The sequence below is a fragment of the Arthrobacter sp. P2b genome, from assembly GCF_900168295.1.
Taxonomy (GTDB): domain Bacteria; phylum Actinomycetota; class Actinomycetes; order Actinomycetales; family Micrococcaceae; genus Arthrobacter.
In genome coordinates this window covers 217,268-235,145 of the sequence record NZ_FVZL01000005.1, presented here as the reverse complement: position 1 = coordinate 235,145, position 17,878 = coordinate 217,268, and the positions used below count along the sequence as shown (strand labels likewise).

The window sequence follows — 17,878 nt, the reverse complement described above, 5'->3', positions numbered from 1 at the left end:
GTGCTCCTTTAGGGGGATGTGGACGTGTTGTGCAGGGAAGTGGAGGTGGCTTTGATGTGGGAAAGGCTGCGATGCAGATGCAGTGTGGTGGCGGCCTGCGCGAGCCGGGGGTTGCGGTCGGCGATTGCCTCGGCAATGGCCGCGTGTTCGGCTGCCGCTGCCGTCAGCCGGGCTGCGTTGTCAGCTGCCATCCGTCGAATGCGGACCAGATGCACCCTCAAACTCCGCATTGCCTGCACCAGGTAGGAGTTGGAAATTGCCGAGTCTATGGCCGCATCCAGGTCACTGACCAGGCCGTAGTAGTCCTCGACGGCGGGCGTGTCGCCGGTGACGAGCGCCGGGGCCGCCAGCAGGGCGGCCTGCAGCCGCCGGAATGTTGCAGGTTCGCCGCGCTCTGCGGCAAGCGCCGCCGCCCTCCCTTCCAGTGTCTCCCGGAGTTCGAAGAGTTCATCGATGTCAGCCAGGGAGATGGCGGTGACCATCACGCCGCGCCCGCCCGCCGTCGTCAGGCCTTCTGCCGTGAGGCGGCCCAGCGCTTCCCGGAGCGGCGTGCGTGAAACCCCGAGGCGCCCTGACTGTTCCACTTCGGCCAGCAGCGTGCCGGGCGGAAGCCGCCACTCCACGATGTCGTCGCGCAGTGCCCTGTAGGCGCGTTCGCTTGCCCGCACTGCTGCTCCATTCCTTCGGCTTTCCACCTCAGTGTATACACGCTGTGGAGAAAAGGAAGCCCTGGAAGCGAAAAGGGCACAAGTCCGGCGGTTGGTGTATACAGCTGTTCGGTTACCGCCCGCTCCAGCGGTATTCATTTTCCGGCCTGCCCGGCGTGCCGTACCGCGCAGTCCGCGAGACGGTGCCGGCGTCGGCAAGATACTCAAGGTACCGGCGTGCGGTCACCCGGGACATCCCCAGCGCATCCATCACCTCGGTGGCGGACACGGCGTCGTGCTGCTGCCTCACGAAGTCCTGGACCGAGCCCAGCGTGGAGGCCGAGAGCCCCTTGGGCAGGGGAAGTTCGGAGGGGGCCCGCAGGCTGGCGAACGCCTGGTCCACTTCGCTCTGGGATGTGGCGGACTTGCCCGACGCTGTGCCCGGGCCTGCAAGTTGCTGGCGGAACTGCCGGTAGCTTTCCAGCTTGTCCGCAAAGGTGGCGAACGTGAACGGCTTGATGAGGTACTGCACCACTCCGATAGCCACGGCGCTGCGCACAATGGCCAGCTCCCTGACGGCGGTGATGGCGATGATGTCGGCAAGAATGCCGGCCGAGCGCATCCGCCGGGCAATGTCCAGCCCGTGGAGATCGGGCAGGTTCATGTCCAGCAGGACCAGCTCCACGGGTTTGCCTGCTGCCGAAAACTCGTTGAGCAGCCGAAGCGCGGACTGGCCGTCCGGGGCGGTCCCGGCGAGCTCGAAACCCGGAACACGCCCCACGTAGGCTGCGTGCGCGGCGGACGCGATGGCCTCGTCCTCAACGACGAGGACCCTTATGTCACTCACGCTCCATGCTCCTTCTCTGGGGACAATGGTGCCTCTGGGGGCAATGCTGCGGGCAGGAACACTTCGAACTTGGCGCCGCGCCGTCCGTTGATGGTCAATGTACCTCCCAGCCGCTGTACAGCCTGGCGGACCAGGGCAAGCCCGATGCCCCGCCCGCCCGGCCCGGCGGGCTTTGTACTGTATCCGTGCCGGAGGATGTTCTCCACGGAGCCTGGATCAATCGGTGCGCCGGAGTCGTGGACGGCGATGTCGAGGCCTTCCTCGTCGGATTCCACCGTCAGCTCCACCCGCCGGGGAGGCGTTCCCTCCGCGGCGGCGTCGATGGCGTTGTCCAGCAGGTTTCCGAGGATGGTCACCAGGTCCTGCACGGCGATGCCCTCCACCGTGCCTGATCCCAGGGTGGCGACATCCAGCTGGACTCCCCGCTCATGGGCTTCGGCCACCTTGCCCATGACCAGCGCACCCAATACCGGCTCGTCCACCGAGCTGACCATGTTGTCCGTCAGCTGCTGGCTGAGCTCCAGGTCCTTGGTGGCAAAATCCAGGGCCTCCCGGGTGCGGCCCAACTCCAAAAGCGAAACCATGGTGTGCAGCCGGTTTGCGTGTTCGTGGGTCTGCGCCCGCAGGGCGTCGGAAAGGGTCCGCATCGTTTCCAGCTCGTTGCCCAGGGCCTCGATTTCGGTCCGGTCCCGAAGGGTGGCCACTGTTCCGTACACCGGGGTCCTGCCCCGGCTGCCTGCTGTTTCCGGCCCCTTCGCCGGCCCCTGGTTCACCACCAGGACCCGGGATCCGGAGAGGACAATTTCGTCCTTTGCGCTGCGGCCGGATTCAAACAGGTAGCGGAGCTCCTCGTCGAGGGGCAGTTCTGCGAGCGACGGCGGACGGGTGGGGTCCTTGCTGCCCGTCTCATCCAGGCCCAGCAGCTCGGCGGCCTGGTCGTTGTACATCACCACTTTGCCTTTGGTGTCGATAAGGATCAGCCCTTCGCGGACTGAATGCAGCACGGACTCGTAGTAGGCGAAGAGCTGCGACAGCTGCTCCGGCCCCCAGCCCCGGGTGACCCGGCGAAGGTACCTGCCCAGCAGCCAGGACGCCAGGGACCCGCCCACCAGCAGGGCAAGCCCGATGGCCAGCAGGGCAGGCAGGCGTGCGGCGAAGGCGACGTCCACCGTCCCCACCGTGACGCCCACTGCCACCAGCGCCCTGACTGCACCGCCGGCGTCCTTGACCGGAACGATGGTCCGCACGGACGGGCCGAGGGTGCCCGCGGTGACCTCGGTGAATTCATCGCCGCGCAGTGCGGCGTCAATGGAACCGATATAGGGGCGGCCGAGCTCCTCACTCCGGGGATGGGTCCACCGCGTCCGGTCCGGAGCCATGATGGTGATGAAGTCGACGTCGGCACGTGCCATGACGTCCATGGCATAGGGCTGCAGGAGGGACGAAGGTTCGTCGGAATCCGCCGCCTGCAGCACGAAGGGGCTGGCAGCAATTGCGTCCGCAATTCCTGCCATCCGCAAACCGGCCTCGTCGTAGGTGCGGTCACGGGCGTCGACATAGGTGGCGGATCCGACGATCGCGATAAACACCACCACGATCAGCAGGTTCGCCACGAAGAGCCGTCGGGCGATACTCCAGCGGTGGATCATCTGTACCTTCCCGCGCATCTTCCATGACTGTTATCTGCGCCACGACCAATATGAACGCAACGGTGAGCTGGGTCACGGCGTGCCCAATGATGGTTATCACACCGCAGGACGTGTTGAGCCCAGAGAATGTGCCCGCAGCGTCTACCAGATTATCCATAAGGAGACAACATCATGGCTTCTCAACGAGGAGAGTCGCTCGACACCGTGAAGACGCGGCGCAAGGGCATCGACAAATCGCATTACCTGTACATCGCCGTCATCGCCGCCGTCATCCTGGGCGCCCTGGTGGGGCTGATGTTCCCTGAGGTTGGCAAGTCCCTCAAGCCGCTCGGCGACGGGTTCATCAAGCTCATCAAGATGATGATCGCCCCGGTCATTTTCTGCACCATCGTCCTGGGCATCGGCTCCATCGCCAAGGCGGCAACCGTGGGAAAGGTGGGGGGCCTGGCCCTGGGTTACTTCGTCCTCATGTCCACGTTCGCGCTTGGCATTGGCCTGGTTGTCGGCAACCTGATCCACCCCGGTGAAGGCCTGAAGCTTGCCCCTTACGATCCCAACAAGAAGGCGGAAGTAGACAGCACCGTCGCCTTCCTGCTCGGAATCATCCCGGGCGACATTCCGGTCCTCCCCACGTTGTTTGCTGCCATCCTCGTAGGGTTTGCCCTCCAGAAGATGGGCCCGCAGGGCGCCCCCATCCTCAAGGCCATCGGCCATGGCCAGGTCCTCGTCTTCCGCATCCTGATCATGATCATGTGGCTTGCCCCGGTGGGTGCCTTCGGTGCCATCGCCGCCGTCGTGGGAGCTACCGGCTTCCAGGCCATCGTCAGCATGTTCACGCTGATGGCCGCCTTCTACATCACCTGCGCACTGTTCATCGTGATCATCCTCGGCGGCCTGCTCAAGGTGGTCACCGGCGTCAACATCTTCAAGCTCATGAAGTACCTGGGCCGGGAATACCTCCTCATTTTCTCCACCTCATCCTCCGAAGCCGCCCTGCCCCGCCTGATCGCCAAGATGGAACACCTCGGCGTCTCCAAGCCCGTCGTCGGCGTGACCGTACCCACCGGCTACTCCTTCAACCTTGACGGCACCGCCATCTACCTGACCATGGCGTCCCTCTTCGTGGCCAACGCCATGGGCACACCGCTGGACCTCGGCGCACAGATCTCCCTGCTGATCTTCATGATCATCGCTTCCAAGGGCGCTGCAGGCGTCACCGGCGCCGGCCTGGCCACCCTTGCGGCAGGCCTGCAGGCCCACAAGCCCGAACTGCTGGGCGGCGTGGGCATGATTGTCGGCATCGACCGGTTCATGTCCGAGGCCCGCGCTCTGACCAACTTCACCGGCAACGCAGTGGCCACCATCCTGATCGGCACCTGGGTCAAGGAGATCGACGGCGACCAGGTCAATAGCGTCCTCTCCGGCCAGGAGCCCTTCGACGAAGCAACCATGCTGGCCCACCACCACGGTGAAGCCGCTCCCGAGCAAGCGGAAGCCCGCACCGTTCCGGTCAACGCCTGACCTCTTGGCCCGCCTTCTGGAAACCGCCCCCGCAGCCAACGCTGCGGGGGCGGTTTTCTGTACCCGGACAGGAAACCTTCGACCTCAACTAGAAGGTCAAGGCTCAACATCCGCGAAAAGTCAAGTTCCGTTGAATACCGTGTCGGTCGCTGTAACCTTGGGATCAAGAACGAACGGCGCTGGCCATCCAGCGGCAGGAAATCACCGTCATCGAAAGTGTGGATAGATACGTGAGCAGCGAACAGGGTTCAGCAACTCTGGAGGGCACGGAATTCGACCTGGAAAACGCGGTGATGGGTCCCACGGGGCGCCCATACCGCGAGTTCCCGGAACCCGCGCCGCTGTCCTCCCACGGTCCGGCCCGCGTCATCGCGATGGTGAACCAAAAGGGCGGCGTCGGAAAAACCACCTCCACCATCAACCTTGCCGCGGCGCTGGCCGAATACGGCCGCCGCGTGCTGCTGGTGGACTTCGATCCGCAGGGTGCCCTCTCGGCCGGCCTGGGCGTCAATCCCCACGAGCTCGACCTCACGGTCTACAACGTGCTGATGGACCGCAAGGTGGACATCCGCGATGCCATCCACCAGACCGGCGTGGAGAACGTGGACCTCCTGCCGGCCAACATCGACCTCTCCGCCGCGGAAGTGCAGCTGGTCAATGAAGTAGCCCGCGAACAGGTGCTGGACCGGGCGCTGAAGAAGGTCGAAGACGACTACGACGTTGTCCTCATCGACTGCCAGCCGTCCCTGGGCCTCCTGACCGTCAACGCCCTCACCGCGGCGCACGGCGTGATCATTCCGCTGATTTGCGAATTCTTCGCCCTGCGCGCGGTGGCGTTGCTCGTGGAAACCATCGACAAGGTGCAGGACCGGCTCAACCCGCGGCTGCAGGTGGACGGTGTCCTCGCCACCATGTATGACGCGCGGACGCTCCACAGCCGCGAAGTCATCACCCGCCTGGTGGAGGCTTTCGGGGACAAGGTCTTCGAAACCGTCATCAAACGGTCCATCAAGTTTGCCGACGCCACCGTGGCTGCTGAGCCCATCACCAGCTACGCCGGAAACCACGTGGGCGCCGACGCATACCGCCGGCTGGCCAAAGAGCTGATCTCGCGCGGCGGCGCACCCTAGCCACGCCGTGGCCGAATCCAAGCCCGGCTTCGAGGTGCGGCTGGCCAACTTCACCGGTCCGTTCGACCTCCTGCTAGGGCTGATCGCGAAGCACCAGCTGGACATCACTGAGGTGGCGATCGCCACCGTCACGGACGAATTCATCAAGTACATCCGCAAGCTGCAGAAGCTCGGTGAGGAATGGGCGCTGGACGAGGCCAGCGAGTTCCTGGTCATCGCCGCGACGCTGTTGGACCTCAAGGCCGCCCGCCTGCTTCCGGCCGGCGAAGTGGAGGACGACGAGGATATTGCACTGCTCGAGGCCCGCGACCTCCTGTTCGCGCGGCTTCTCCAGTACAAAGCCTTCAAGCACGTGGCCGGCCTCCTGGGCGAAACCCTCCACCAGGAAGGCCGCCGCTTTCCCCGCCAGGTGGCGCTGGAGGAACACTTCGCCGCGATGCTGCCCGAACTCGTCTGGAAGCACACCCCGAAACAGTTCGCCGCCTTGGCAGAGGCGGCGCTGAGGCCGAAGGCTCCGCAGCCCACCGCGGTGGGGCTGGCCCACCTGCACGGCAGCAACGTGAGCGTCAAGGAACAGGCGGAAATTATGGGACTGCGCCTGCAGCAGGAATCCCCGCTGACTTTCCGGGCGCTGATTTCCGACGCCGATTCCACCCTGGTGGTGGTGGCCCGGTTCCTGGCGCTCCTGGAACTGTTCCGGGACAAGGCGGTCTCCTTCGACCAGCTTTCGCCGCTGGCGGACCTGGCCGTGCATTGGACTGCGGGAACCGGGGACTGGTCGGCGGACAACCTGAGTGAGGAATACGAGGAGCACCTGTGAACGGGCAATTGCCGGACGGCGCAATGGATGTCCACAGCCTGCCGGGCGGGGCGAAGGCTGCCCTTGAGGCGGTGCTGATGGTCCTGGACCAGCCGGCCACGGAGGAGGAGCTGGCTGCGGGGCTTGACCTGACCGTTGATGCGGTCAGGGCACTGCTCGCAGAACTGGAGCGCGAGTATAGCGGCTATACTGTTAAAGCCCCGGATGTGGAAACGGCCAGCGTTGCTGGTTTCGGCTCCACCCCCCGGGGTTTTGAATTGCGGAACATCGCCGGTGGCTGGCGCATCTACTCCCGTGCAGACTTTGCCGACATTGTGGGCAAGTATGTGCTCGAGGGGCAGACGGCCAGGCTCACCCAGGCAGCATTGGAAACGCTCGCGGTCATTGCGTACCGGCAGCCGGTTTCCCGGGCACGGGTGTCTGCGATTCGCGGGGTCAACGTTGACTCTGTCGTACGGACACTTGCCCAACGCGGGCTGATTGAGGACGCGGGAACCGATCCCGAGTCAGGCGCCATCCTTTACCGGACCACGTCATACTTCCTGGAACGGATGGGAATCAGCTCAGTGGCGGACTTGCCGCACCTGTCCCCGCATCTGCCGGGGCTGGAAGGCATCGCAGAGTTCTACGACGCCGACAGAATGTAGGCCGGAACTTCCGGCGTGCACACAAATATTTATCAGGGCAGAGTAATTCTGCACGGCTGGCTAGGGTTGTCTGTGACAACCTTTGACAGCCAAAACATTGAAGGACGGGTCATGACACAGGCGGGACGCCAGGGTTCACCACGTAACAGTTCGGGACGCAACAATTCCCAACGCAACACCTCCCAGGGTGGCAATTCAGCGGGCGGGTTCCGCAGCGGTGCCCCCAAGCGGGCCGGTGGGTTCGGGAGCGGCGGGCCGCAACGCGCACCCAAGCCGCGCGAGGAGCGCTTTATCGATCCGGATTTGGCTTCGGATGGGCCCCAGCAGGGCCGCGGTGCGGATGCCAGGGCGGCCAAGCCCTCATCCCGGAAGCCGGCAGCCCGAAAGCCGGGAGCCAAGAAAGCCCCGGGTACTCCGGGCGCCCTCAAGCCGAAGCCCCGCACCGGCGCTCCCGGAGCGGCCGCTTCCCGTGCCTTCGGCAGCGAACGCTTCGGCCAGAACCTTGGCCCCGTCCGCAGGCCGTCCCGGAAGAAGGGACCCCGTGGCGACGTGCCCCAGTCGGAACTCCATGACGCCGACGGCGTGCGCCTGCAAAAGGTGATGGCCTCGGCCGGAGTTGCGTCCCGCCGCGTCTGCGAAGAGATGATTGCCGAAGGCCGCGTGGAAGTGGACGGACAGGTTGTCACTGAGCTCGGTGTCCGCGTGGACCCCAAGACGGCTGTCATCCACGTTGACGGGCTGCGGATCCAGCTGGACGAGAACCTCGTCTACATGGTGTTCAACAAGCCGAAGGGCGTTGTTTCCACCATGGAGGATCCCGAGGGGCGTCCCTGCATCAGCGACTTCCTGAAGAACAACAAGAACAAGGGCGAACGGCTCTTCCACGTGGGCCGCCTGGACGTCGCCACCGAAGGGCTTTTGCTGCTGACGAACGACGGCGAACTGGCCAACCGCCTGACGCACCCTTCCTACGAAGTCCCCAAGACCTACCTGGTCCAGGTCCGTGGGCCGTTCCCGCAGGGAATCGGGGCGCAGCTCAAGGAGGGTGTGGAGCTGGAGGACGGTTTTGCGTCCGTTGACTCCTTCCGGCTTGTCGACTCCACTCCGGGCCACGTCCTGATCGAGGTAGTGCTGCACTCCGGCAAGAACCGCATCGTCCGCCGCCTGTTCGACGCCGTCGGCTTCCCGGTCCTGCGCCTGGTCCGCGTCAAGGTGGGGCCGATTGGCCTGGGTGACCAGCGCCAGGGCAGCATCCGCAACCTCGGCAAGCAGGAAGTCGGCCACCTGCTGGCATCCGTAGGGCTCTAAGGCATGTCCGCCTTCAAAAGCCAGGGCCGCGGCCACCTGGATGGTCCGGTGGTGGTCATCGGTACCGGGCTCCTCGGGACCAGCATCGGGCTGGGCCTGCGGGGGCGCGGTGTGCCGGTGTTCCTCTCCGACCCTTCGCCCACAAACCAGGCGGTAGCTGTTGACATCGGCGCAGGACGGCCGCTGCCGGAACTGGGCAGCAGCCGGCCGCAGCTGGTGGTCGTCGCCGCGCCGCCGGACGTCACAGCCGACGTCGTCCGGGAGGCACTGGCTGACTATCCGGACTCGGTGGTGGTGGATATTGCCAGCGTCAAGGCAGATATCCTGGCCCGGCTCCGCGGCAGTGGCGTGGACCTCTCGCGCTACGTTGGAACGCATCCGATGGCAGGGCGGGAAAAGTCCGGCCCGGTTGCCGCCCGCGGTGAGCTGTTCACCTCCATGCCATGGGTGGTCTGCCCGTCTGAGGAAACCTCGGCTGCCGCCCTTCAGACGGCCCGGTCGCTGGGCAACGACCTGGGCGCAGTGGTGTCCCAGTTCACGGCCGACGAACACGACGAAGCCGTCGCGCTTGTCTCCCACCTGCCCCAGGTGATGTCCTCGCTGCTGGCCAGCAGGCTGCAGGGAACACCCTTGCATGCGTTGTCCCTCGCGGGCAACGGGCTGCGGGATGTCACACGGATCGCGGCCAGCGACCCCACCTTATGGGTGCAGATCCTCGGCGGGAACGCCTCCAAGGTGGTGGAGATCCTCTACGGCGTGCGCGAGGACCTGAACCGCCTCATCGGAACACTGGAACAGCCCACCGCTCCGGGCGCCAGGCTGGACCTTGCCCAGCTCATCAGCGAGGGCAACGCGGGCCAGGCCCGTATTCCGGGCAAGCACGGCGGTCCGCCGCAGGCGTATTCCTGGCTCACCGTGCTGGTGGACGACAGGCCCGGCCAGATTGCACGGCTGCTGACCGAAATTGGTGAAGTCGGGGTGAACGTTGAAGACCTGCGGCTCGACCATTCATCCGGACAGAACGTGGGCATGGTGGAATTGTCAGTGTTGCCGAACAAGCACGACCACCTGATCGAAGCATTAAACGACCGCGGATGGCGGGTACTTCAGTAATGACACAAGAACTCCTCGACACCATGCCCGCCCTGCGCGTCGGCAGGCCGCTGGTTGTTGCCATCGACGGACCTTCGGGTTCCGGCAAATCCAGCGTCAGCAAGGAAGTGGCCCGGCGGCTCCGGATCGCCTACCTGGACACCGGGGCAATGTACCGGGCCCTTACCTGGTATTGCGTCACCAATGGCATCGACCTGGACGACGCCGCCGCCGTTGAGCAGGCTTCCCGGGACCTGGTGCTGGACCTCAGCACCAGCCCGCGGGAGGAATTTGTCCGCGTGGACGGTGTTGACGTCACCGATGCCATCCGCGAGCCTGCCATCTCCTCGGCGGTCAGCGCCGTCGCCACCACCCTGGGCGCACGGACTGAGCTCATCCGCCGGCAACGGGCGCTGATCGAAAAGCGCCACCGCCGCATGGTGGTGGAAGGCAGGGACATTACCACGGTCGTCGCGCCCGGAGCCGAAGTGCGGATGCTGCTGACCGCCAGTGAAGAAGCCCGGCTGCGCCGGCGCGGCATCCAGCTTGGCGGCACGCAGAATGCGGAGCAGCTGGCTGCCCAGGTGACGCACCGCGACGCCAAGGACTCGACGGTGGTGAACTTCACGCAGGCTGCCGACGGTGTCGTAACGCTGGACTCCTCGGACCTTGACTTCGAGCAGACGGTGGACGCTGCCCTCGTCATTGTCACCAAGGTCCTCAACCGTGACTGACGGCAGGCCCGGCGTGCCCTCCGGCTGGACCATGGCCTGGAGCCGGCCTGTGGGCTGGGCCCTGGACCATCTCGTCTACCGGACATCGGTGACCGGCAAGGCCAACGTCCCCACCGGGGGACCGGTGATCTTCGCCGGCAACCACATCAGCTTCCTGGACGGGCCCGTAATGTTCGGCGCCTCGCCGCGGCCCATGCACATCCTGGTCAAGCAGGAGATGTTCAAGGGATTCCTGGGCAGGGTGCTGACCGCTTCCGGGCAGCTGCCCGTGGACCGGCAGGGTGACCGGGCTGCGCTGCAGCGCAGCAAGGACCTCCTCGCCGCCGGCCGTTGCGTCGGAATCCTCCCTGAAGGAACCCGGGGGAGCGGTGAAGCCTCCGATATCAACGGCGGGGTAGCCTGGCTCGCCCTGAATTCCGGAGCGCCGGTAGTACCCGTGGCCATCCTGGGGACCCGGGCCGGGGACGAGCACCTTGACTTTGTGCCGCGGCCCGGCAGGCGGTTCCATGTCAGCTTCGGAAACGCCCTTACTTTAGGCCGCCGGGCCGGGGAAAGCGGCCGTGCTTCAATGGACAGGGCGGCGCAGGAGATCCGCGCAGCACTGGCCGGGCACGTCCGGGATGCCATCCAACTCAGCGGGCAGCCCCTGCCCTTCGCTGAAACCTCCAAAGACTTAACAGCAGTAGCCGGGACGCCGGCAGATGACCACTAAGGACAGTGCAATGAGCGACACGACTCAAACCCCCGGCCATTCCGGCGCCGGTGAAGACGAATACACGCCCACGGGCACCGACCAGGTTGCCGAACGGCTGGCGGCCATTGACGACGACGAGGCTGAGCTCCGCGCGGCCTCCCTCCGGGCAGGCCTGGAGGACTACGACCTCGACGAGGACGACGCCGCGCTGCTCAGCGGGGAATACGGCGACGAGGACTTCGACGGCCCCGTCAAGCTCGATCCTGTGCTGGCCATCATCGGGCGCCCCAACGTGGGCAAGTCCACCCTGGTCAACCGCATCCTGGGCCGCCGCGAAGCCGTGGTGGAGGACACTCCCGGCGTGACCCGCGACCGCGTCATGTACTCGGCGAGCTGGAACGGCCGCAACTTCACCCTGGTGGATACCGGCGGCTGGGAGCACGATGCCCGCGGTATCCACGCCCGGGTCGCCGAGCAGGCCGAGATGGCCGTTGAACTCGCTGACGCCGTCCTCTTCGTCGTCGACTCGGCCGTCGGTGCCACGGCTACCGATGAAGGCGTGATGAAGATGCTGCGCCGCAGCAAGAAGCCGGTCATCATGGTGGCCAACAAGGTGGACGACTTCGCGCAGGAGGCGGACTCCGCGGCTCTGTGGGGCCTGGGCTTCGGCGAGCCGTACCCGGTCTCGGCGCTCCATGGCCGCGGGGTGGCGGACCTGCTGGACCACGTCATGGACGTGCTGCCCGAATTCTCGACCATTGAGGGGCTGGAACGCTCCGGCGGTCCGCGCCGCATCGCACTCATCGGCCGCCCGAACGTGGGCAAGTCCTCGCTGCTGAACAAGCTGGCCGGGACCGAGCGCGTGGTGGTGGACAACACTGCCGGAACCACCCGCGACCCTGTGGACGAATTCATCGAACTGGGCGGCCGCACCTGGCGCTTCGTGGACACCGCCGGCATCCGCCGGCGCCAGCATATGGCGCAGGGCGCTGACTACTACGCCTCGCTGCGGACGCAGGCCGCGCTCGAAAAGGCGGAGGTCGCCGTCGTCCTTCTCGCCGTTGATGAGGTCCTCAGCGAGCAGGACGTCCGGATCCTCCAGCTGGCCATCGAGTCCGGCCGGGCCATGGTCCTGGCGTTCAACAAGTGGGACCTGCTCGACGACGAACGCCGCCGCTACCTCGAGCGCGAAATTGAGCAGGACCTGGCGCACGTGGAGTGGGCGCCGCGCGTCAACATCTCGGCAAAGACCGGCTGGCACAAGGACCGCCTGGTGCCGGCGCTGGACCTGGCCCTGGAGAACTGGGACAAGCGCATCGCCACCGGCCGCCTCAACGCCTTCCTGGGCGAATTGGTGGCCGCGCACCCGCACCCGGTCCGCGGCGGAAAGCAGCCCCGCATCCTCTTCGGCACGCAGGCCTCGAGCCGTCCGCCCAAGTTCGTGCTGTTCACCACCGGTTTCCTGGACCCCGGCTACCGCCGGTTCATCACCCGCCGGCTCCGGGAAACCTTCGGCTTCGAGGGCACGCCCATCGAAGTCAGCATGCGTGTGCGGGAAAAGCGCGGCAAGAAGCGTTAATTGCGACACACATGGGCCCCGAATCCCGGAAAGTGTCACAGGCACCCTCTTGGATCGTGTAAGCTCTTCTAGGTGGTTCGGCCGGACTGCTGGTGGAAATCCTCGGAGGAATCCTTGGATGAAGCACAGCGGAGAACGGCGGAACTAACGGGCTGTAGCGCAGCTTGGTAGCGCACTTGACTGGGGGTCAAGGGGTCGCAGGTTCAAATCCTGTCAGCCCGACCAAAAAAGCCGCTTTCCGGGAATACCGGAAAGCGGCTTTTGGCATTTCAGCCGTCTTTGAGGGAGTCGCGCGATACACCCCCAACAAGCGGCGATCAGCGGAAGAATACTACGATCACAACGGACTTCCAGTTTCCGTTGTAATCCTTGTAGTACACACGCTCATGCCGGTGGTTGCAGTTGTTGTCGGAGCGTCCATCACGGTGATGCGAGTAATGGTTGTGATGGCGGCCATCGTGCTGGTGACACTTCCGGTCACGGTCGCGGTCGCGGTCGTTGTGGTCCCTGCTGTGAGACGACCCGTGGCGGTCTCCGTTATTGTCGCCGGCATAAGCGACACCGGCTGATCCTCCGAAAATCAGGCCTGTGGCCAGGGTGGCGGAGCCGAGAAGGCGGGATACTTTGTTCATTGCACTTTCCTACTGTGATCGAATGATCGATGACCCGCAGGAACAGGAGGGCATGCAGGGGAAACGTCCGTCTTGGGACGTTGTCCGTTACAGTGGTGACCCGCCTGTCTGCGGCTGAGGCTCAAGCCCATGACGTGCCAATGAAGCACCGTGCTTGAGGATGCCAGCGCAGTCAGGACGTAAACCTAGAAATTCCCCCGGCTTACATCCAGAGGTGCGCTGTGGTGATGACTGAACACATGGAAAAGGCCCAGATAGGCACTCTGTGTGAGGAATGAGCGCCGGTTTCTGGACCCTCACGTAATCAGTTCCGTCCGCCCGTTTGATGTGCTGGGGCGTCGTGTTTTCCACGATAGTGAGGCGTACCCCGGGTGTGAAGACCTGTGACTGTAATAGGGGAGGCTCCGGCAAAAAAGGGGGGGTGCGCTGTTTCTATTTCAGGAACTTCGAGGTCCGCCGGTCCGCGAGGATCTTGCCCTTGGTCTGGCACGTGGGGCAGTACTGCAGCGCCGTGTCGGCAAAGGAGACCTCCCGGACCGTGTCCCCGCATACCGGGCAGGGCTGGCCGGTCCTGGCATGGACGCGCATGTGGCTTCGCTTCACGTCCTTGAGGTCCTTGGGCGGCTTGCCGCTGGCTTCGGCCAGCGCAGTGCCGAGGATGTCATGGATGGCGTCGTACAGGACCTGCACCGTCTCCCGGTCCAGGGACTTGGCCGGGGCGAAGGGCGAAATCCGGGCCGCATGCAGGATCTCGTCGCTGTAGGCGTTGCCGATTCCGGCGATCACGCTCTGGCTCCGCAGGAGCCCCTTGATCTGCTGCGAACTGCCGCCGAGGATCTCCGCCAGCATGCCGACGTCGAACGCTTCAGCGAAGGGGTCCGGCCCCAGCGTGGCGATGCCCGGAACTTCCTGCGGGTCCCGCACCACATAAATGGCCAGGCTCTTTTTTGTCCCGGCTTCCGTAAGGTCAAAACCCCGGTCACCTTCCGCCCCCGCGAAAACGAGCCGGGCCGCGATGTGGCCGCTGCCCATCTTCAAGGGTCCGGCGGTGGGGGAGTCCGTGAAGCGGATCCACCCTGCCTTGGCCAGATGGAACACAAACGAGATGCCACCGGTGTCAATGCTGATGAACTTTCCGAACCGCTGCACGCCGGTCACCGTGCGGCCTTCCAGCGCCGTGAAGGGCGGATCAGCGGTCTTGAGCACGGCGAAGGATGCAATCTGCAGTTTGGCAAGGACAGAGCCCTGCAGCTGTTCGTTCAAAAACCCGGCCAGACCGGCCACTTCGGGAAGTTCCGGCATGGCTTACCTGCCTGGCCCCGGGCATCCGGCATCAACGCGCGCGCTCATGCGACCCATCTTGTCAGAATCCCCGCTGAACGCCCCGGCAGATGTGCCTATACTTTCAGCGGCGGCCTGTTCCGGGCCCCAGTGACCCAGGTGTTTGACCCGATGAAAGGCCCCCGATGAGCAACATTCCCGAAGACCTGTCCTACACTGCCGAACATGAGTGGGTAACTGCCCCCAATGCCGACGGCGTGGTCCGCGTGGGCATTACCGACTTCGCCCAGGACGCGCTTGGAGATGTTGTTTACGCCCAGATGCCGGAAATCGGCACCAAGATTACGGCAAACGAAGTGGTGGGTGAAGTCGAGTCCACCAAGAGCGTCAGCGATATCTACGCCCCGGTTTCCGGCGAAGTAGTGGCCCGCAACGAGTCCCTGGACACTGATTCGGCCCTGATCAACACTGATCCGTACGGCGACGGCTGGTTGATTGAGGTCAAACTCGCCGAAGCAGACGCCGTTGACTCGTTGCTCAGTGCATCCGAGTACGAACAACAGGTAGGCTAAAGCTAACCGGTACATCCGGTCCGGCCCCGCGTCGCAGGCAGGACGTCTTCGCACGTCAGCGGCCGGATGGGGAGCCGGCGCCGGACCTGCTGAGCGGGCCGGAGGGTAAACGTTGGCTGCAGGCCCAGGGGCTGCAGCGGGAAGAGGAGGAATCCATGGCTGGCCACAGACAGAACCCTGCCGATGGGGAATACGGCTCGGGTGCGGCTAAGGCGTCGGAGACCACCTCCATCCATCTCACTCCGGTCACCGATGAACCCACCATCGCCCCCAAGCTTTCCTCCGATGAGCGCAGCTCCGTTGAGGCACTGCCGGCCGGATCTGCCCTTCTCGTTGCGCACAGCGGGCCGAACGCCGGCGCCCGCTTCCTGCTCGACTCCGACGTCACCACGGCCGGCCGCCACCCGGACGCCGATATCTTCCTCGATGACGTCACGGTATCCCGCCGGCATGTGGAGTTCCGCCGGACTGCCCGGAGCTTTGAAGTGGTGGACAAGAACAGCCTGAACGGCACCTACGTCAACCATGATCGCGTTGACAGCGTTGAGCTCAAGAACGGCAGCGAAGTCCAGATCGGCAAGTTCCGCCTCACCTTCTACCTGAGCCCTGCCAGTGCTGCAGGCCGCGGCTGAACCGGGGACCGCTGCCTGTGGCAATGGCACAACCGGAACGCCGGGGACCGCAGGTCCTCAACATCGGCGAAGTCCTCGCGCAGCTCAGCGGCGACTTCCCGGGCATGACTGCGTCCAAGATCCGCTTCCTCGAGGAAAAGGGGCTGATTAACCCGCGGCGTACGCCTGCGGGTTACCGGCAGTATTCCGACGGCGACGTGGAACGGCTGCGTTTCGTGCTGGCCCTGCAGCGGGACCAGTACCTCCCCCTGAAAGTCATCAAGGACTACCTTGACGCCATCGACAGGGGAGAGCGGCCGGAGAACCTTCCGCCCGGCGTCGTGGTGTCCCCGCGCATCGTCTCCGACGAACTGGCGGCCGAGCTGCAGAACCGCGGGCGCAGGCTCACGGAGGAGCAGCTGCGCACGGAGTCCGGCGCCAGTGTGCCCCTGCTGCAGGCGCTCCTGGACTTCGGACTGATCAGCCACAGCAACGGCCAGTTCGACGAACATGCCCTCCAGGTGGCGCGCGCCTGTGTACAGCTTGAGGGCCATGGGCTGGAACCCCGCCACTTGCGCCCCTTCCAGGCCGCGGCGGAACGGGAATTCGGCCTGGTGGAACGCGCGGTGGCTCCGCTTGCTTCCCGCAAGGACTCTGCCTCCCAGGCACGGGCCGCCGAGGCCGCCCGTGAAATCAGCGACCTCTGCCTCACCCTGCACCGGGCTCTGGTGCAGGACCACATCTCACGCATGGACATCTGATGATTGAAGTCGAGATTGTAGGCGTTCGGATCGAACTGCCTTCCAACCAGCCGCTGGTCCTGCTGCGGGAGATGCACGGGGAACGCCATGTCCCCATTTGGATCGGCACTCCGGAAGCCAGCGCCATTGCGCTGGCGCAGCAGGGCGTTGTCCCGCCCCGCCCCATGACCCATGACCTCCTGGTGGATGTGGTGGAATCCTTGGGCCACTCCGTGGTCAGCGTCAACATCGTGGCTGTCGAAGACAACATCTTTTATGGGCAGCTGCAGTTTGAAAACGGCACCACCGTGAGCTCCAGGGCTTCCGATGCGCTGGCGATAGCCCTCCGCGCGAAGTGCCGGATCTGGTGCGCCGATTCAGTGATGGAAGAGGCCGGGGTGCGGATCACCGAGCACGACGAGGGTGAGGACACCGAGCCGGGCCCCACGGTGGACGAAGAGCGCGAGCTGCGCCGCTTCCGCGAGTTCCTGGACGACGTGGAGCCCGAGGACTTCGACGGCTGAGGTCACGTTAAGGTTAAAGTTGAGGATGAAAGTTTCGACACGCCCTGCCAAAGGCCCCGGGGTCTTTGACCTTGGGACCTGCCGGGCCTAACGTCGAAGTATCAAGTTCCCATTGCTTACGGCAGCCGCGCAAGTCACACTGGAAAGTGCGCCCCGCGAAAATTACATGCATGGTCTTCATGCCAAGGCTGCTGCAGGTGTTCCCCGGGAGCGTACGACAAGGAGGATCCAGGTGAGTCCCAAAGGCGAAGCAGGCGGGCTTAAACAGCCCACGGCTGGTGTTGCTGTGCCCGCGAGTGGTGCCCAGGGCCTCCTGTTTACCGAGGACCTCCCGGTACTGGATGAGGACGCCGGCTACCGCGGACCCACTGCCTGCAAGGCGGCAGGCATCACCTACCGGCAGCTGGACTACTGGGCACGTACCGGACTCGTGGAACCCGCTGTGCGCGGCGCCGCCGGTTCCGGATCGCAGCGGCTGTACGGCTTCCGCGACATCCTTGTCCTCAAGGTGGTCAAGCGCCTCCTGGACACCGGCGTTTCCCTTCAGCAGATCCGCACGGCCGTTGAGCACCTGCGCGAACGCGGTGTGGAGGACCTCGCGCAGATCACCCTGATGAGCGACGGCGCAAGTGTCTACGAGTGCACCTCGGCCGATGAGGTCATCGACCTCGTCCAGGGCGGACAAGGAGTCTTCGGCATCGCCGTGGGCCGGGTGTGGCGCGAAGTTGAAGGCAGCCTCGCCTCACTGCCCAGCGAACACGCCGCGGAGCAGTCCTTTCCGGACGACGAATTGAGCAAGCGGCGGGCAGCACGCAAGATCAGCTGACCGTATATATGGCAGAAGCCGCTC

19 protein-coding genes and 1 tRNA gene are annotated in these 17,878 nt (G+C 64.9%); 15 read left to right on the top strand and 5 right to left on the bottom strand.

Annotation, left to right across the window (positions count from 1 at the left end; genetic code table 11):
• Nucleotides 1–8: 8 nt before the first annotated feature.
• The 3 genes from B5520_RS11565 to B5520_RS11555 form a co-directional block, all read right to left on the bottom strand.
• On the bottom strand, nt 9–668 hold the full coding sequence (locus B5520_RS11565; protein ID WP_079597209.1) for a GntR family transcriptional regulator: 660 nt from the start codon (nt 666–668) through the stop codon (nt 9–11).
• 112 nt (nt 669–780) lie between these two features.
• The gene (locus B5520_RS11560; RefSeq protein ID WP_079597208.1) at nt 781–1,494 is read right to left on the bottom strand and encodes a response regulator; all 714 of its coding nucleotides are present in this window, start codon (nt 1,492–1,494) and stop codon (nt 781–783) included.
• Nucleotides 1,491–3,143, bottom strand: a complete 1,653-nt coding sequence (locus B5520_RS11555; RefSeq protein ID WP_079597207.1) for a sensor histidine kinase — start codon at nt 3,141–3,143, stop codon at nt 1,491–1,493. The genes B5520_RS11560 and B5520_RS11555 overlap by 4 nt, the downstream gene beginning before the upstream one ends.
• A gap of 171 nt (nt 3,144–3,314) precedes the next feature.
• Between B5520_RS11555 and B5520_RS11550 the strand changes: the two genes are divergently transcribed.
• From B5520_RS11550 to B5520_RS11505, 10 genes are all read left to right on the top strand, one after another.
• The gene (locus B5520_RS11550) at nt 3,315–4,664 is read left to right on the top strand and encodes a cation:dicarboxylate symporter family transporter (protein ID WP_079597206.1); all 1,350 of its coding nucleotides are present in this window, start codon (nt 3,315–3,317) and stop codon (nt 4,662–4,664) included.
• A gap of 230 nt (nt 4,665–4,894) precedes the next feature.
• Entirely contained in the window at nt 4,895–5,794 is a 900-nt protein-coding gene (locus B5520_RS11545; protein ID WP_079597205.1) for a ParA family protein, read from the top strand.
• A 7-nt stretch (nt 5,795–5,801) separates the two neighbouring features.
• The gene (locus B5520_RS11540; protein ID WP_079597204.1) at nt 5,802–6,614 is read left to right on the top strand and encodes a segregation and condensation protein A; all 813 of its coding nucleotides are present in this window, start codon (nt 5,802–5,804) and stop codon (nt 6,612–6,614) included.
• Between the two features lie 23 nt (nt 6,615–6,637).
• The gene (locus B5520_RS11535) at nt 6,638–7,261 is read left to right on the top strand and encodes an SMC-Scp complex subunit ScpB (protein WP_079597236.1); all 624 of its coding nucleotides are present in this window, start codon (nt 6,638–6,640) and stop codon (nt 7,259–7,261) included.
• Nucleotides 7,262–7,372: 111 nt separating this feature from the next.
• Nucleotides 7,373–8,569: a pseudouridine synthase gene (locus tag B5520_RS11530; protein ID WP_079597203.1), complete on the top strand. Its 1,197-nt coding sequence runs from the start codon at nt 7,373–7,375 to the stop codon at nt 8,567–8,569.
• A 3-nt stretch (nt 8,570–8,572) separates the two neighbouring features.
• Nucleotides 8,573–9,682, top strand: coding sequence for a prephenate dehydrogenase (locus B5520_RS11525; protein ID WP_079597202.1), 1,110 nt, complete (start codon nt 8,573–8,575; stop codon nt 9,680–9,682).
• Complete coding sequence (gene cmk / locus B5520_RS11520) at nt 9,682–10,395, top strand: (d)CMP kinase (protein WP_079597201.1); 714 nt, start codon at nt 9,682–9,684, stop codon at nt 10,393–10,395. Before B5520_RS11525 ends, cmk begins: the two co-directional genes overlap by 1 nt.
• A 31-nt stretch (nt 10,396–10,426) precedes the next feature.
• The gene (locus B5520_RS11515; protein WP_176156846.1) at nt 10,427–11,107 is read left to right on the top strand and encodes a lysophospholipid acyltransferase family protein; all 681 of its coding nucleotides are present in this window, start codon (nt 10,427–10,429) and stop codon (nt 11,105–11,107) included.
• A gap of 10 nt (nt 11,108–11,117) precedes the next feature.
• Nucleotides 11,118–12,668 (top strand): ribosome biogenesis GTPase Der, encoded by a 1,551-nt coding sequence (gene der / locus B5520_RS11510; protein WP_079597199.1) that lies wholly within the window; start codon nt 11,118–11,120, stop codon nt 12,666–12,668.
• A 148-nt stretch (nt 12,669–12,816) separates the two neighbouring features.
• Nucleotides 12,817–12,893: transfer RNA gene (locus tag B5520_RS11505), tRNA-Pro, on the top strand.
• 92 nt (nt 12,894–12,985) lie between these two features.
• On the opposite strand, the gene B5520_RS11500 is transcribed toward B5520_RS11505, so the two are convergent.
• Complete coding sequence (locus tag B5520_RS11500) at nt 12,986–13,300, bottom strand: hypothetical protein (protein ID WP_079597198.1); 315 nt, start codon at nt 13,298–13,300, stop codon at nt 12,986–12,988.
• Between the two features lie 432 nt (nt 13,301–13,732).
• Nucleotides 13,733–14,602 (bottom strand): Fpg/Nei family DNA glycosylase, encoded by an 870-nt coding sequence (locus B5520_RS11495; RefSeq protein ID WP_079597197.1) that lies wholly within the window; start codon nt 14,600–14,602, stop codon nt 13,733–13,735.
• Between the two features lie 164 nt (nt 14,603–14,766).
• Here B5520_RS11495 and gcvH point away from each other — a divergent pair, with 164 nt between their 5' ends.
• From gcvH to B5520_RS11470, 5 genes are all read left to right on the top strand, one after another.
• Nucleotides 14,767–15,153: a glycine cleavage system protein GcvH gene (gene gcvH, locus B5520_RS11490; protein WP_079597196.1), complete on the top strand. Its 387-nt coding sequence runs from the start codon at nt 14,767–14,769 to the stop codon at nt 15,151–15,153.
• A 155-nt stretch (nt 15,154–15,308) separates the two neighbouring features.
• Nucleotides 15,309–15,785: an FHA domain-containing protein gene (locus tag B5520_RS11485; RefSeq protein ID WP_079597195.1), complete on the top strand. Its 477-nt coding sequence runs from the start codon at nt 15,309–15,311 to the stop codon at nt 15,783–15,785.
• 23 nt (nt 15,786–15,808) lie between these two features.
• Nucleotides 15,809–16,525 carry a transcriptional regulator FtsR gene (locus B5520_RS11480; RefSeq protein WP_079597194.1) on the top strand — a complete coding sequence of 239 codons (717 nt, stop codon included), beginning with the start codon at nt 15,809–15,811 and terminating at the stop codon, nt 16,523–16,525.
• Complete coding sequence (locus tag B5520_RS11475; protein WP_079597193.1) at nt 16,525–17,028, top strand: bifunctional nuclease family protein; 504 nt, start codon at nt 16,525–16,527, stop codon at nt 17,026–17,028. Before B5520_RS11480 ends, B5520_RS11475 begins: the two co-directional genes overlap by 1 nt.
• Before the next feature lie 232 nt (nt 17,029–17,260).
• Nucleotides 17,261–17,854 carry a MerR family transcriptional regulator gene (locus B5520_RS11470; protein ID WP_009358601.1) on the top strand — a complete coding sequence of 198 codons (594 nt, stop codon included), beginning with the start codon at nt 17,261–17,263 and terminating at the stop codon, nt 17,852–17,854.
• Nucleotides 17,855–17,878: the final 24 nt, after the last annotated feature.

Bases quoted from the DNA above. Each gene is read 5' to 3' on its own strand.
- B5520_RS11530 (WP_079597203.1), top strand. From the start codon at position 7,373: ATGACACAGGCGGGACGCCAGGGTTCACCACGTAACAGTTCGGGACGC.
- B5520_RS11485 (WP_079597195.1), top strand. From the start codon at position 15,309: ATGGCTGGCCACAGACAGAACCCTGCCGATGGGGAATACGGCTCGGGT.
- gcvH (WP_079597196.1), top strand. From the start codon at position 14,767: ATGAGCAACATTCCCGAAGACCTGTCCTACACTGCCGAACATGAGTGG.
- der (WP_079597199.1), top strand. From the start codon at position 11,118: ATGAGCGACACGACTCAAACCCCCGGCCATTCCGGCGCCGGTGAAGAC.
- B5520_RS11500 (WP_079597198.1), bottom strand. From the start codon at position 13,300: ATGAACAAAGTATCCCGCCTTCTCGGCTCCGCCACCCTGGCCACAGGC.
- B5520_RS11550 (WP_079597206.1), top strand. From the start codon at position 3,315: ATGGCTTCTCAACGAGGAGAGTCGCTCGACACCGTGAAGACGCGGCGC.
- B5520_RS11475 (WP_079597193.1), top strand. From the start codon at position 16,525: ATGATTGAAGTCGAGATTGTAGGCGTTCGGATCGAACTGCCTTCCAAC.
- B5520_RS11480 (WP_079597194.1), top strand. From the start codon at position 15,809: ATGGCACAACCGGAACGCCGGGGACCGCAGGTCCTCAACATCGGCGAA.
- B5520_RS11495 (WP_079597197.1), bottom strand. From the start codon at position 14,602: ATGCCGGAACTTCCCGAAGTGGCCGGTCTGGCCGGGTTTTTGAACGAA.
- B5520_RS11535 (WP_079597236.1), top strand. From the start codon at position 6,638: ATGGATGTCCACAGCCTGCCGGGCGGGGCGAAGGCTGCCCTTGAGGCG.
- cmk (WP_079597201.1), top strand. From the start codon at position 9,682: ATGACACAAGAACTCCTCGACACCATGCCCGCCCTGCGCGTCGGCAGG.
- B5520_RS11515 (WP_176156846.1), top strand. From the start codon at position 10,427: ATGGCCTGGAGCCGGCCTGTGGGCTGGGCCCTGGACCATCTCGTCTAC.
- B5520_RS11555 (WP_079597207.1), bottom strand. From the start codon at position 3,143: ATGATCCACCGCTGGAGTATCGCCCGACGGCTCTTCGTGGCGAACCTG.
- B5520_RS11525 (WP_079597202.1), top strand. From the start codon at position 8,573: ATGTCCGCCTTCAAAAGCCAGGGCCGCGGCCACCTGGATGGTCCGGTG.